This is a genomic window from Marinobacter sp. LV10MA510-1 (assembly GCF_002563885.1).
Classification (GTDB): domain Bacteria; phylum Pseudomonadota; class Gammaproteobacteria; order Pseudomonadales; family Oleiphilaceae; genus Marinobacter.
Genome location: NZ_PDJA01000001.1, coordinates 3,484,311 through 3,498,958 on the forward strand (window position 1 = coordinate 3,484,311; position 14,648 = coordinate 3,498,958).

Consider the following 14,648-nt stretch of genomic DNA (forward strand, 5'->3'; position numbering starts at 1 on the left):
TCTACATCAGGACCGCAAAAATCACCCCAGCCAGAATCACCCGGTAAACCACGTACGGCCACATACCCACTTTATTCAACCACTTCAGGAAGAAGTGGATGGCGGTGATGGCCATCACGAATGAAGTCACGCCGCCGATCAAAAAGCCCGTCCAGTCTACAGCGATGTCCATCATCGCCACTTCCAGGATTTTTACACTCGCCGCCAGCGCCGTAATCGGGATGGCCAGCAGGAATGAAAAGCGGGATGCTGCTTCGCGGCTGAGGCCCAGAAACAGGCCAGCGGTGATGGTAATGCCCGAGCGTGAGGTGCCGGGTATCAGGGAAATAGCTTGGGCCAGGCCAACAATCAGCGCGTCTTTCCAGCGAATGGAGTCCAGCGAGCGATCGCGTTTGGGTATCCAGTCGGCCACACCCAACAGCAAACCGAACACCAGGGTGGTGGTGAAAATGATCGCAGGTGAGCGCAGCTCGTTATCAATCATATCCAGCAGCGCCAATCCTGCCAGGCCTGCGGGGATGGTGCCTATCACAAGATAAAACGCCATGGCACCCTGGCCCACAATGCGGCGCCGGGCCATGGAAACCAGGCCATCGCGGGCTATGCCGAACACATCGCGGCGGAAGTAGAGCACCACCGCCAGCAGGGTGCCCACGTGAACGGCCAGGTCAAAGCCTACGCCCTGGTCCTGCCAGTCCAGCAGGGCCGGAGTAAGAATAAGGTGGGCAGAGCTGGAGATGGGCAGAAATTCTGTCAGCCCCTGCAGCAGGCCAAGAAAAATTGCCTGAAAAAAGTCCATATCGTATCAATCCAAAGTTTCACAACAATCCAGGGCGCCAGAGCAGGCCAGGAGATTACACACAGCGGGGGTCAGGGCTGGACTGGCACCTCGCGGATGCGGCCCACTTCATCAATCGCCACATAAACGAAGTGGCCTTCGGTCACCTTGCGGCGATCTTCGGAGTAGCGGTCCATCGTCCACACTTCTACTTTTATATTCATGGAGCTACGGCCGATTTCGATCAGCTCGCAATAACAGCCAACCTGCGAGCCAACCCGTACCGGCGATAAAAACTCCATCCGGTCCATCGCCACAGTGGCGCTTCGGCCTTGGGATATCCTGGCCGCCATAGTGGCCGCCGCAATATCCATTTGCTTTACCAGCCAGCCCGCGAACACATCTCCGTTGGCGTTGGTATCGCCGGGGAAAGGAATGATTCGCAGGATTAACTCGCCGAGGGGCATTGGTTTGTCGTCGTCAAAAGTGCTCATCACACAGGCCTTTAAGAAAAGTGGCGGAATGCCAGTTTGGCAAATTCCTTAATTGTTTGGCTGCATGGTAATGCCGCGCCTGCCATTTGTCAGGTGTGTTCGCGGTTCTGATGATGAATTTAGATAATTTCAGCCTTTGTCACAAACCTGTCACAGAGAATGCCTAGTCTTGGGCCATCAGAACGGCAAACGTCGATACAAAAGTGATGCAACTTAGGAGAAACGCGGTGACTAAACTCTATAAAGCTCTGACAACAGTAACCCTTGCTGGTGCAATTGCGGCACTTTCGGCTCCGGCCATGGCTCGCGACACCATTAGCATTGTCGGCTCGTCAACGGTATATCCTTTTGCGACCGTGGTTGCCGAGCGTTTCGGCCGTAATACCGATTTCGCGACGCCTAAAATTGAGTCTACCGGTTCCGGTGGCGGCCTGAAGCTATTCTGTCAAGGTGTTGGCACCCAGCACCCGGACATCACCAACGCTTCCCGTCGCATGAAGAAGAGCGAATTCGACATGTGCCAGGCCAACGGCGTCAAGGAAATCACCGAAGTGCGTATCGGTGCTGACGGTATCGTTATGGCAAACTCCAAGGAAGCGGAAAAGCTCGACTTGTCCCTGAAAGAAATTTTCCTGGCGCTGGCTAAAGACGTACCTAACCCGGACGGCAGCAACGAGCTGGTTGCCAACCCTTACATGAAGTGGAGCGAAATCGACTCCAGCCTTCCGGATATTGCCATCAGCGTAATGGGCCCGCCTCCGACGTCAGGCACCCGCGACGCGTTTGTTGAGTTGGCGATGGAAAGCGGTTGCAAACAGTTCCCCATGATCGCGCAGATGGAAGACGACAACGAAGACAAGTTCAAAACCGTGTGTCAAAGCATGCGTGAAGACGGCCCGTTCGTTGAAGCCGGCGAAAACGATAACCTGATCGTTCAGCGTCTGGCCCAAGATCCGGAAACTGTCGGTATCTTCGGCTACAGCTTCCTCATGGAAAACACTGGCCAGATCCAGGCCGCGACCGTGAACGGCGTCGAACCGACCCCCGAAGCGATTTCCAGCGACCAATATCCGGTAGCCCGCTCACTGTGGTTCTACGTCAAAAAGGCGCACGTGGGTGTTGTTCCGGGTATTCAGGAATACATTTCCGAGTTCACCAGCGAGGGCACCTGGGGTGATAACGGCTACCTGGTCGATGTAGGCTTGATCCCAGCCCCGCGCAATGAGCGCATGAAGATTGCCAAAGCAGTGAAAGAACTGGCGCCGATGACGGGTAACGAGTTATAAGGCCGATCAGGCAACGTCAAGGATGACGACAAAACAACGCAGGCTTTCAGGCTTGCGTTGTTTTGTTGCGGTTGTATGAATATTTTTATGCGGCAAGCTGGCAGAATAGGTGCCCAGCTAACTCAAAACCATCAACACAGAGACTGATATGCAGACGGCCAATCTTCTGCCCTTGGTTCTGGTTCTCGCCGTGGTTGCCTATGGCCTCGCTTATATGCGATCCCGGGCTGTGGCAGCGCCCCTTGGTGGCATCCGGAATCTCAAGGCTCTTCCTTTTTACTACGCGGCGCGTGCAGCGCTTTGGTGTGCTATTCCGGCACTGATTGTGCTGGTAGTCTGGGCCGGTTTTGAAGACAAGGTCATTCAGGGCATTGTGATCGCATCGCTGCCCCAGGATACCTGGCCGGAGTCGGCCGGACAGGCAAGCCTGATTCTTTCTCAAATCAGCAACGTGGCAGCTGGCAGCCTCAACCCTGAGTTTTTGCCGGAGCATATTACCGGGGCGGCATCATTGCTGGAAGCCATGCAAGACAAGAGCGGGAACTTTAAGGCCATCCTGGTGGTGTTGATTGCCGTGTTGGGAGCAACCTTTGCCTGGACTCGCGTAGCGCCCCACATAAACGCCAGAAAAAACGTAGAAACCACCCTGCGCCGAATCTTCTTTGCGTGTGCTGCCTTGGCCGTGTTGACCACCGCAGGTATCGTATTCTCGGTCTTTCTCGAAACCATGCGTTTCTTCGACAGAGTGCCGATTACCGAGTTCCTGTTCGGAACCAGCTGGAGTCCTCAAACCGCTATACGGATCGATCAGATAGGTTCCGAAGGCGCTTTCGGTGTTATTCCCCTGTTTACCGGCACTTTGCTGATTTCCGCCATTGCTTTGTTGGTTGCCGTGCCCGTTGGACTGATGTCTGCCATCTATCTTTCAGAGTATGCGAGCAAGCGTATGCGCTCGACAATAAAGCCTGTGCTGGAGATGCTGGCGGGCATTCCTACCGTTGTTTACGGCTTTTTCGCGGCCTTGACCGTTGCCCCGTTTATTCGTGACCTTGCCGCAATAGTGGGCCTTGAGGCCTCCTCCCAGAGTGCTCTGGCCGCCGGTCTGGTGATGGGCATTATGATTGTGCCGTTCGTGTCATCGCTGTCAGATGACGTGATCAGTGCGGTACCTCAGACCATGCGCGATGGCTCTTTGGCTTTGGGTGCGACGCAGTCGGAAACCATGAAGAAGGTGATTTTCCCGGCGGCCTTACCGGGCATTATTGGCGGTATTCTGCTGGCAGCGTCCCGTGCTATCGGTGAAACCATGATTGTGGTCATGGCGGCAGGCCTCGCGGCTAACCTGACGGCCAATCCGCTGGACTCGGTGACCACCGTAACCGTGCAGATTGCGACGCTGCTGGTGGGTGACCAGGAGTTCGACAGCGCCAAGACGCTTTCGGCCTTCGCTCTGGGCATGTTGCTGTTCATTGTCACGCTGCTGCTCAACGTGGTCGCACTGAAGATCGTACGCAAATATAGGGAACAGTATGACTGATCAAAGTTCTCAGGCGGAGAGGGTCCGCAAATCGCTGAAACGCCGGTACCGTAAGGAACGTCGATTCCGACTGTACGGAATTCTGGCGATTTTCATTGCACTCGCGTCCCTGTTTATCCTGTTCGCCGATATTATCAGCAAAGGGCACACCGGGTTCGTAAAGACCACCATCACCCTGGAAGTGACTCTCGATTCGGGGATGATGTATCTGGATGATCCGACGGATGAGGATCAATGGTCCAACGCGGATTTCAAGGCGCCGATTATCGCCGCCTTGCAGGCGCAAGTTCCTGAGGCAGCCAGCGCGGCTGAGAAGCGTCAGCTGGGCCGTTTTCTGGGTACCTTTGCAGACAGCGAAATCCGCAATTTACTGACAGAAAACCCGGAGCTTCTGGGTACCACCCAGACCATTGAGTTCCCCACCCATGATCGGGTGTCGGTGTACGTCAAGCATGCGGACAATCCGCGGTACAGCATCAAACTGTCCGAACAGCAGCAAGGTTGGGTGGACGAGCTGTTAGAAAAAGGGATTATCGACACCAGCTTCAACGATGTGCTGTTCAGCCGAGGTGACTCCAGGGAGCCTGCCAACGCCGGTGTTCTTGGCGCGATTGTCGGTTCCCTGTTGACCATGCTGGTGACCCTGGCCATTTCATTCCCCGTGGGAATTTCGGCAGCGGTCTATCTGGAAGAGTTCGCGCCCCAGAACAAGCTTACCGATTTTATCGAAGTGAATATCAATAACCTGGCTGCGGTACCGTCTATCATATTTGGTTTGTTGGGCCTGGCGGTATTCATAAACCTGTTCGGAATGCCCCGATCGGTTCCTGTCGTAGGTGGTTTGGTGCTTGCGTTAATGACGCTTCCAACCATCATTATTTCCAGCCGTGCCGCCATCAAAAGTGTCCCGCCTTCAATACGGGAGGCGGCCGAGGGTGTTGGCGCCTCCAAGATGCAGGTGGTGCTCCATCATGTGGTGCCCCTGGCCATGCCCGGCATGCTGACCGGTTCCATCATCGGTATGGCTCAGGCTCTGGGTGAAACCGCACCGCTTCTGCTGATTGGTATGGTGGCGTTTATCGTGGATGTACCGGATGGGTTTTTCAGTTCAGCCACTGTGCTGCCGGTACAGGTTTACCTCTGGGCGAGCAGCTCCGAGCAAGGTTTTGTGGAGCTGGCATCCGCCGCCATCATGGTGCTGCTTACTTTCATGATCATTATGAACGCATTGGCGATCTGGCTGCGCAAGCGGCTTGAGCGTCGCTGGTAAGGAGAAGGATATGAACACGATGAGTCCGAGTATTTCCGCAGAAGCCGACATGCGAGGCAAGGGGGCAGCGATTCCTGTGTCTGAAGACAGGGGCAAAGATACCGTGATGGAAGACAAGCCCGAAGATACCGTGATTGAAGAAGGTAAGACGGTTGGAAAGCCATTTGCCGACGACCCTAAATTCAAGCTGCGTAATGTGGACGTTTCCTACGGCGCAGACCGGGCTATCAATAATATCAGCCTGGATATTGGCCGGAACGAAGTCATTGCCTTCATCGGTCCTTCTGGTTGCGGTAAATCAACCTTTTTGCGATGCCTGAATCGCATGAATGACAGCATTGAGATTTGCCGCGTTAAAGGCTCTCTTGAGCTGGACGATCAGAACATCTATGACTCCAAGCGGGACGTGGTTGAACTGAGGGCCAGGGTAGGGATGGTGTTCCAAAAGCCGAATCCCTTTCCAAAATCGATCTACGACAATGTGGCCTATGGGCCCCGAATCCACGGGCTGGCAAATCGCAAGTCCGAGCTTGACGACATTGTCGAAAACAGTCTTCGCAAGGCGGGCTTGTGGAACGAGGCTAAAGACCGTCTGGATGCCATGGCAACCGGCATGTCCGGCGGCCAGCAGCAGCGGCTGTGTATTGCCCGCGCCATTGCCGTCAGTCCGGAAGTGATCCTGATGGACGAGCCCTGTTCGGCCCTTGACCCGATTGCAACTGCACGGGTGGAAGAACTGATTGCCGAGATGTCCGAAAGCTACACTATCGTCATCGTGACTCACTCCATGCAACAGGCGGCTCGGGTTTCCAATCGCACCGCTTATTTCCACATGGGTCACCTTGTGGAAGTGAACAAAACCGACACGGTGTTTACCTCTCCCCAGCACCCGCTGACCGAATCCTACATTACCGGCCGTTTCGGCTAAGCCAGCCTGTGCCGGTAGGGCCAGACTATTTACGGAGCAATACAATGCCGAATAACAAAGACCAAGTGTATGGCGATCACATCTCCCAGCGTTTCAACAATGAACTGCTGGAACTGAAAACCCGTTTTCTGGAAATGGGCGGGCTGGTGGAAGCGCAAATTGGCAGTGCCGTGCAGGCGCTGACCACCAACGACAGCGTGCTGGCGGAACAAGTGCGCGCAGGCGACCGTGGCGTTGACCAAATGGAAATTGACATCGATGAAGAGGCCATACTCATTATCGCCCGGCGCCAGCCCGCGGCGCGGGACCTTCGGTTGGTTATTGCGGTCATCAAAATGGTGGTCGATCTGGAGCGGGTGGGCGACGAGGCCAAAAAAATCGCCAAACTGGCGTTGAAGCTGGAGGCAGAGGGCCAGACATCACTCGGCTACGTGGAAGTCCGCCACATTGGCAGCCATGTGCACGCCATGCTGCACGATTCCCTGGACGCCTTTGCGCGGCTGGACGCCGAACAGGCGCTGCGAGTCATGAAGGAAGACAAACGAGTAGATGAAGAGTATCAGGCCGCCACCCGCACCCTTCTGACCCATATGATGGAAGATACCCGCAACATATCCCGCTGCATGTCGATCATGTGGGTACTGCGGGCTCTGGAACGGGTAGGAGACCACGCCTGTAACATTGCCGAAAACGTGATTTTCATGGTTAAGGGTGAGGATGTACGCCATACGCCGATGGAAGAAAAAGAGCGGGTAGTGGGGCGGTAGGGTAAAGTTTAGCGCTAAGCCGAGCTTCGTGTTAATGCCTTGCCTGCTTGGGGTTGAAACGCGCCGGTTTAATTAACGTCTGCGGCCGTTATTTCCGATCTGCCTGTTCGGCAATGAAGGCGCGACTGGTTGCATCCAGCTTAGGGTTTCAAATTTCTGAGCTGCCTACTCGGCAGTGAAGTTGGGTGATATGTGCGCACCTTTGTTTCTGTATTTCTGAGCTGCCTACTCGGCAGTGAAGTTCAAGGCGATAAAGCAAGCCCGGTTGCTGGGTTTTCTGAGCTGCCTACTCGGCAGTGAAGGCGTCAATACAGAACGAAACGTGGTCATCCCATTTCTGAGCTGCCTACTCGGCAGTGAAGATTCTCTGTGCAGCCTGCTCTGCGTCCCGCTTTTTCTGAGCTGCCTACTCGGCAGTGAAGCTGTTTATGCCACTTCGAGTCTGTTTGAACCTTTTCTGAGCTGCCTACTCGGCAGTGAAGTTTCTGGCATCGCAACGTTTGTTGGTGCAACCTTTCTGAGCTGCCTACTCGGCAGTGAAGAGTCTGTGCAAAAACAAAATCGTCAGGTGACATTTCTGAGCTGCCTACTCGGCAGTGAAGGATCACCGCGAAGAATTGGCCGCTCAATTGCTTTTCTGAGCTGCCTACTCGGCAGTGAAGCGCAAGATTTAATGATTTGGTCGTTGCTCTTTTTTCTGAGCTGCCTACTCGGCAGTGAAGTTGTGGGCGACTGCATGCGTTCGTTTTGGCCTTTTCTGAGCTGCCTACTCGGCAGTGAAGATCACTGGATAGATACATATTTGCTTTCTATTTTTCTGAGCTGCCTACTCGGCAGTGAAGACGAGCGCCGGACCATCGTGCGCTTTGAGCTTTTTCTGAGCTGCCTACTCGGCAGTGAAGCAAGCATCGCGCGGGTGTTGTTGGATACGTTCTTTCTGAGCTGCCTACTCGGCAGTGAAGACCGGCAAAGGTCACCAGAAAGCCGATGCACTTTTCTGAGCTGCCTACTCGGCAGTGAAGGGCGCCCAAGGTCACATTCGGGATGCTCACCGTTTCTGAGCTGCCTACTCGGCAGTGAAGTCTCTATCGCTGCAAAAGCTTCATCTTCCTCCTTTCTGAGCTGCCTACTCGGCAGTGAAGCATTAACTCACGATTACAACGTGGCACCAGAATTTCTGAGCTGCCTACTCGGCAGTGAAGCTTCTCTAGTAATTAGCGTAGACCCGTTTTTTTTTCTGAGCTGCCTACTCGGCAGTGAAGGTCGCGCTCTTTGCGGCGCACCTTGCGATTCTTTTCTGAGCTGCCTACTCGGCAGTGAAGTTCCTGTGGTTCGCTGAACGCGGCCTAGAACCTTTCTGAGCTGCCTACTCGGCAGTGAAGAATGCTGTGCCGGCCCAGGCGATGCTGTTAGTTTTCTGAGCTGCCTACTCGGCAGTGAAGTTAAACCGCCGCGTGCTGCGCGAAATCACCAATTTCTGAGCTGCCTACTCGGCAGTGAAGTCCGTGAGGCCATGGCGTTCACATCTATGACCTTTCTGAGCTGCCTACTCGGCAGTGAAGGATCTGATGACGGAAAGCTGGCGGCTATTGTTTTTCTGAGCTGCCTACTCGGCAGTGAAGTGCCTGCATCTGGAACAACAGCTGATCAGCCTTTTCTGAGCTGCCTACTCGGCAGTGAAGGCGTGAAGCGAAGCCTAATGCAAATTTGCACCTTTCTGAGCTGCCTACTCGGCAGTGAAGTTCAAAAAGTAGCAATAATTGCTTTTATTATATTTCTGAGCTGCCTACTCGGCAGTGAAGGAGCTAAGCTGGGGCACGTATGATTCTTTGAATTTCTGAGCTGCCTACTCGGCAGTGAAGGAAAGTTCAGCTTGAAGAACAACATTATCGAATTTCTGAGCTGCCTACTCGGCAGTGAAGTGGCATGCCCTTCAACGTGCGGGGCCTCCATCTTTCTGAGCTGCCTACTCGGCAGTGAAGGTTTATCGGACGGATGGGGCGTTGCATTGGCTTTTCTGAGCCGCCTACTCGGCAGTGAAGGCGCCTTCCCCGATGAATTGCTCCAACTTTCCTTTCTGAGCTGCCTACTCGGCAGTGAAGGAAAACCCCGTTTCCGCGGGTGGCGTCTTTGATTTTCTGAGCTGCCTACTCGGCAGTGAAGGTTGCACCCGGCGGCCCGAATGCTGTCGACCATTTCTGAGCTGCCTACTCGGCAGTGAAGCCGCGTCACCCGCCGAAATGGATAAGCACCCGTTTCTGAGCTGCCTACTCGGCAGTGAAGGCACCTAACCTTGATAATCCCTGAGCTGTTTGTTTCTGAGCTGCCTACTCGGCAGTGAAGTTGGCGGTCCAAGCCGCAAGCAACAACCTGGCTTTCTGAGCTGCCTACTCGGCAGTGAAGTTTTCTCAAGCCAGCAGCTCAACATTCTGGAATTTCTGAGCTGCCTACTCGGCAGTGAAGGTCACTTGCAGCCAACGGTCCGGCATCTGGTTTTTCTGAGCTGCCTACTCGGCAGTGAAGACCGCAAGGATATCAGAGGGCTATACCTGCATTTTCTGAGCTGCCTACTCGGCAGTGAAATCGTCATCCTCTTCTTCGGTGGGCATCTCAAGTTTCTGAGCTGCCTACTCGGCAGTGAAGACGGGAACGGCAAGCAATAACAAGCTGTTTACTTTCTGAGCTGCCTACTCGGCAGTGAAGGACTCATGTATTGAGCGCCGAGAAAATGTAATTTTCTGAGCTGCCTACTCGGCAGTGAAGGGGATGTGGTGCTGCCGTATTCCCACTTTGCCTTTCTGAGCTGCCTACTCGGCAGTGAAGCCCATCCAAAAGCCGATCGCAATAATCCCGCATTTCTGAGCTGCCTACTCGGCAGTGAAGACTACAGGTTCAAGGCTCATGGCGACCCACTATTTCTGAGCTGCCTACTCGGCAGTGAAGCCCGCACAAGGCCGGTGATTGTTGCGTTCTTTTTTCTGAGCTGCCTACTCGGCAGTGAAGTCAGCTGCTACGCGATTAAAGAATTGCTTTATTTTCTGAGCTGCCTACTCGGCAGTGAAGGTTGATGTGTACCAGATCGAGGGATTCATGGATTTCTGAGCTGCCTACTCGGCAGTGAAGGGGGGCGCCGGGGGAGGAGACAATTTCTTGCATTTCTGAGCTGCCTACTCGGCAGTGAAGACGCCCATATCTAAGGGCGGCCGACTCCCAGTTTTCTGAGCTGCCTACTCGGCAGTGAAGTTGAATCGTAGAGTTCTGCGCGAAGTCAGCAATTTCTGAGCTGCCTACTCGGCAGTGAAGGTCACGGTTTCGAGTTCAGGCCTGCCCACTTCTTTCTGAGCTGCCTACTCGGCAGTGAAGCAAGGGCAAGACGCGGAAGCAGTGGGACGTTATTTCTGAGCTGCCTACTCGGCAGTGAAGGGGTCTGGTCTGGCGTGCATGGCGCCTTCAGTTTTCTGAGCTGCCTACTCGGCAGTGAAGTAACTAAAAAATAGTCTAAGTAACTAATTTTTAAAGAACGATGACAAAAATAAGGCGGCAAACCTATTTTCTGATCTGCCACCTAACTCATTGATTTTTTTCGATTAAAACCGCCGTGCAAAAAAAGGGTTAAAACCAGGGTACCGTTGCGCCTTGGCTCAAGCCGTACGTATTGAACTCGCCCTCTACAGGTTCAGCTTGTGGAGGGCTTTGTTCAATAAACAGCGGGAAATGCTGTTTGGTTGATTGGCTTTGTAACCGCAAAAAGGGATGCGTTAATGGTGCGCGATTTTGAAGCATGCTTTCAGCCACCTCAACTTCCAGTGAATTACGTTTCACTGCACGCCGTATGCGGGCGGCCGTCTGCTTGCTTTGCACTCTTTGTACAGTGACATAGCTGACGTTCGCCGGGATGGGTTTAACGGCTGTCACCTCGGTATAGTCTCCCAGGCCTTTCAACCAATATTGCTCCATCAAATCATTCAGCGTTGCTTGTTCTGAATGAATTCTGAGCAGTGCCCCCGGTGTATTACGCAGTTCTGGGAAACTGACGCCGATCGAGTTTCCATCAAGCGCGGCCAGCGCTCGGTGGAGTTTCGAATACACCGCGTTCATCAACGTTGGCGTATTGAATTCTGGATCTGACAGCACTTTTATATCGATGTAGTGGTTCATTCTGTCGCCTTTAATCTGCTTTGCCGAAAACCCCACCGCGAACGAGCGTGGCGATTACGTAATGCTGCTGGTTCAACTCCGGTTCTTTGTCTTTAATAATCCAGTTATCCAGTAATGTGTAAAAATCCATTTTGTCTTTTGGCTGCCGGTACGCCTTACCCCGGCTGGTTACGGAACCATAAGGTTCTACCGCAATCGGGCCAACTTCATCCGCATCGGGATACCAGGTATCAATTGTTCGCAAAGCATTGCCCACTTTTTGTGAGTGCATAGCCGCTATGCCACTGACGTCATACAGCACTTTGCTCTTGTCGCTTTTTCCTTTGTCCAGAATCAGTTCCTGAGACGGAAACACTTCCTGGCCTTGGCCCAGTTTTACAAACGCATCGACGGTGATAAAGGCAAAGTCTTCACCTTCCAGGCCTTTTTGAATTACATCGCTTAGTGCTTTTAAGTCGCCGGTGGGCTGAGACAATTTGCGCAAGCTGAAGCTATAGCCATCGAAAATCCAACGGTTGTCGCCATGGGTAACGTGCACTTCTACGGCTTCCGCACCTACACGGTTGCGCCAAAGAAAGCGGCCGTTGGCAATGTTTTCTGCGTAACGCGTGGCAAGTTCAGCGAAGCTATTTTTTTGAATATAACCGTTTACTTTTTCTGCAAGAGCGCTTTGATATTCGGGGCTATTGCAGGCTGAAGGTGTCGCCAGCCCGCCCAGAATTCGCAGGGTAAAATGTACTTTCAGGGTGTCAGCGTCAAAAGGTAGAGCCGCGACGTCTACGCGCTGAAGATTGGCTTTTTCTATTTCGGCATCCATTTTTGCCGGGTCGTCGGCTATCGCAGTTTTCATACGGTTGGATATGGTGCCACGTACGTCTTTAGTTTGAACGGCCAGCGGTGACCATTTTTCTGCGGCGGCCCGGTCATCCCAGTAGCCTGAATGCATTAATGCATCCGAGTTTGCCAGTTTGCGCTCAAAGGCCAGTACAGATGCTGTTGTTAATTTCGCCATGATTTTATCCTTCTCTTCCGATTGAGTTTAGTCTTGCAGCAGTTGTGTAGATTCAGATTGATAGTCGTTTTTACATAGGTACCAGTCGCCATCCTGTTGGTAGCGCCAAAAAATATGGCTTATGTCGCGTAGGCGGTGAGGGCTTATCCATTGGCCTACGCCGTACGCCGATTCCACAAAACGAAATGGCACGCTGGGGTCGCGGGCGTTGGCCACTTCGCCGGGTGGATATAATGGTGATATTGCTTTGAATCCGGTTGTTATGGGTACTAGCCATCCTTCACCTGGCTTGGCAACGTAGCGCCATTCTGCCGGTGTTGTTTCATCGGCTGTTTTTCCTTCCGCAATCTGAGGGTAAGCGCGATACCGGAGTGCTGAAAAGTCCAGCCAGGCATCCAACAGGGTGGCATCAGCTTGCCGTTCTCTCAGACTGGAAAGATGTTCGTGCAGTAGTGGTGAACGATCGACCAGCATGAAGCCCGGAAGCAATCTGAGCATACTCTTTCTGAATTCTTTGCTGCGTTCGTCGTAGTCTTCGCTCAGCGTCTTAAATTCAACGCCTTGAATTGCCTGTATTGTGCCGCCGGCCAGTCTCATCATGGGGATTTTACGCGCGAGCTCGTTTTCAAATCGGGCGGTGTTTTCAGAATCGCTGGCTGCACCAAAATCCAGGTCTTCGGTGATAAAGTCGCATTCGATAACCAGACTGACGTCCATGTGCATTCGCGCCTCTTCGTTGAAAGGTGCGGTTTTTCCCTCTTTTGTTAGTGGATTGCGTGTTAGCGCAAACACATATTCTCCGTATGGCGTGGGCTGGTGGGCTTGTACCTGGTGGCTGTGACAAACGACCGCGCAACCGTCAAATCGTACGCCTTGTATTTTCTCTGCATAGCGTGACAGCGCATGAGTGAAACCCAGAAAGTTGGTTATGCCGGGAAAGCCCCAGGTTAGCCCAGCAATTGCGTTGGCGTTCTGGACTTGTACATGTTTCAGGATAAGTAGTGATTTCATCGGCCTGCCTCCAGATCGTCTTTTAGCAGCAGCAGTTTTTTCTCTAAAAGCCGATTCCATTCCTGGAACTCCGCATCGCTAAAACCACTCAACGTTGTTTTATAACTGAGGCGACTGTTTAGCCAGGTTGCAAACTGGCGAGCGATATCGCTTTGCCAGTCGTTTTTCGCCCGTTGTTGTTTGAATTCTTCGTCCAGCTCAGTTCTGTAAGGGTCGAGCCAAAGTTGTTCTGCAAAGCTCAAATCTGTTTCGGCGCTCCAGCCGCGCTGAGCGTGCAGTTGTTGTACCTCTGCGGCGCAAATCAACAGAATATCGACCAGCTCGTCTACCATTGCAGCCCGCCGATCACGGCGTTCTACAGTACTGGTGCGCTTGGCAATTCGCTCCAGATAATCACGCAGACTTTTCACCGTTCGCCAGGCACGGCGATCGTACTGCCGCCAGAATGAGTGTTTGCTTCCGGAGGGCGTGTTGATTTGAGTATTCCAGGCTGGCGGTTGTGAGGACAGTAGAAAACCGCGGCCGTAGCGGCCGGTATTTAACTGGGAAATATTTTGCGGCTTGGTCCCACCGAAACTTTGGACCGCTATGTTCGGAAAGCGCACCGCGTCGTCGGCACAATAACGGCCTTTTTTGCGAGCTTCGCGGATACTTTTAGACGATTCGGAGTAAAAACTATTGGTTATCTTGATGTAGAGCTTCTGATTGAGTGACGAGGCGTACAGCGGGCTAATCAGGTGATACCCGTCCTCAACGGGGAAGTAGAGCTGCTTGGATAACTGGCCACTTTTTAGCTCTTTATCGTGAAGCGCTGCCTTTAATCCATGTAACCAGGACTGATACTGCTGGTTATCCGCTGCTAATTGCTCAAGTGCCGAGCTTTCACCCGATGCGATTTCCGCCAACAACGAGTGTCCATCTGACGACTGTTGCAAAAGTCGCGCGACGTCCAACGCTGCGGCGTTGCCAACTACGTCTGGCTCCAGTTCGTCAAGTGACTGTGAATGCAGATATGCGCTGGTCTTTATTTCAGTAGCGCCCTCGTTGGGCTGAAGAAATACGCCCATTCCCCTGGTGTCTGAGTGGGTATATTTGGGCGCATGGGTCACCATGCTGATCTGGCCTGCGCGTTTTGCGGCTTCGGTAAGCCAGTTTTGCGGTTGGAAGTAGGCTACAAGTTCAGCGCGTTTTTCTTGCAGTTTCTGTTCAAGCGCGATGGCGACGCCAGGCTCTGCATTTGCGCGCTGCTTAACAGCATCTTTGTCGAACGCATCCAATTTGGTGGTCAGACGGTCTGCAATAAACGTCTTTATTGTTTCGGCCAGTGGGTTTAGGTTATCCATAACATTCCTTTTTTTGATCCTATTCTGAGCAGAATATAGCCTCATAGGATTATAATTCAAGTCC

The 14,648-nt window shown here is 53.1% G+C and carries 11 protein-coding genes and 1 CRISPR repeat array; of the genes, 5 read left to right on the forward strand and 6 right to left on the reverse strand.

Annotated elements, in window-relative coordinates; translation table 11 throughout:
• Position 1: 1 nt before the first annotated feature.
• Together ATI45_RS16870 and ATI45_RS16875 are read right to left on the reverse strand one after the other, a co-directional pair.
• On the reverse strand, positions 2 to 799 hold the full coding sequence (locus ATI45_RS16870; protein ID WP_098420794.1) for an undecaprenyl-diphosphate phosphatase: 798 nt from the start codon (positions 797 to 799) through the stop codon (positions 2 to 4).
• 71 nt (positions 800 to 870) lie between these two features.
• A complete protein-coding gene (locus ATI45_RS16875; RefSeq protein ID WP_098420795.1) occupies positions 871 to 1,272 on the reverse strand; it encodes an acyl-CoA thioesterase in 402 nt (133 codons plus the stop codon).
• Between the two features lie 227 nt (positions 1,273 to 1,499).
• Here ATI45_RS16875 and ATI45_RS16880 point away from each other — a divergent pair, with 227 nt between their 5' ends.
• The 5 genes from ATI45_RS16880 (at position 1,500) to phoU (ending at position 7,060) form a co-directional block, all read left to right on the forward strand.
• Positions 1,500 to 2,558 carry a substrate-binding domain-containing protein gene (locus ATI45_RS16880; protein WP_098420796.1) on the forward strand — a complete coding sequence of 353 codons (1,059 nt, stop codon included), beginning with the start codon at positions 1,500 to 1,502 and terminating at the stop codon, positions 2,556 to 2,558.
• Between the two features lie 148 nt (positions 2,559 to 2,706).
• Entirely contained in the window at positions 2,707 to 4,095 is a 1,389-nt protein-coding gene (gene pstC, locus ATI45_RS16885; RefSeq protein WP_098420797.1) for a phosphate ABC transporter permease subunit PstC, read from the forward strand.
• Positions 4,088 to 5,365, forward strand: a complete 1,278-nt coding sequence (gene pstA, locus ATI45_RS16890) for a phosphate ABC transporter permease PstA (protein ID WP_098420798.1) — start codon at positions 4,088 to 4,090, stop codon at positions 5,363 to 5,365. Before pstC ends, pstA begins: the two co-directional genes overlap by 8 nt.
• Positions 5,366 to 5,375: 10 nt before the next feature.
• Positions 5,376 to 6,293: a phosphate ABC transporter ATP-binding protein PstB gene (gene pstB, locus ATI45_RS16895; protein WP_098420799.1), complete on the forward strand. Its 918-nt coding sequence runs from the start codon at positions 5,376 to 5,378 to the stop codon at positions 6,291 to 6,293.
• Positions 6,294 to 6,337: 44 nt separating this feature from the next.
• Positions 6,338 to 7,060: a phosphate signaling complex protein PhoU gene (gene phoU, locus ATI45_RS16900; protein ID WP_098420800.1), complete on the forward strand. Its 723-nt coding sequence runs from the start codon at positions 6,338 to 6,340 to the stop codon at positions 7,058 to 7,060.
• Between the two features lie 91 nt (positions 7,061 to 7,151).
• A CRISPR array of direct repeats spans positions 7,152 to 10,543; the repeat unit is 28 nt; unit sequence TTTCTGAGCTGCCTACTCGGCAGTGAAG.
• Positions 10,544 to 10,672: 129 nt separating this feature from the next.
• Here the strand turns inward: phoU and cas6f are convergent.
• Genes cas6f through csy1 form a run of 4 tightly spaced genes read right to left on the reverse strand, consistent with a single transcriptional unit; the run spans position 10,673 to position 14,584 of the window.
• Positions 10,673 to 11,218, reverse strand: a complete 546-nt coding sequence (cas6f, locus tag ATI45_RS16905; RefSeq protein ID WP_098420801.1) for a type I-F CRISPR-associated endoribonuclease Cas6/Csy4 — start codon at positions 11,216 to 11,218, stop codon at positions 10,673 to 10,675.
• Positions 11,219 to 11,228: 10 nt separating this feature from the next.
• Positions 11,229 to 12,230 carry a type I-F CRISPR-associated protein Csy3 gene (gene csy3 / locus ATI45_RS16910; RefSeq protein WP_098420802.1) on the reverse strand — a complete coding sequence of 334 codons (1,002 nt, stop codon included), beginning with the start codon at positions 12,228 to 12,230 and terminating at the stop codon, positions 11,229 to 11,231.
• A 27-nt stretch (positions 12,231 to 12,257) separates the two neighbouring features.
• Positions 12,258 to 13,301, reverse strand: coding sequence for a type I-F CRISPR-associated protein Csy2 (csy2, locus tag ATI45_RS16915; protein WP_218925853.1), 1,044 nt, complete (start codon positions 13,299 to 13,301; stop codon positions 12,258 to 12,260).
• Entirely contained in the window at positions 13,238 to 14,584 is a 1,347-nt protein-coding gene (gene csy1 / locus ATI45_RS16920) for a type I-F CRISPR-associated protein Csy1 (RefSeq protein ID WP_098422737.1), read from the reverse strand. Before csy1 ends, csy2 begins: the two co-directional genes overlap by 64 nt.
• Between the last annotated feature and the right edge of the window lie 64 nt (positions 14,585 to 14,648).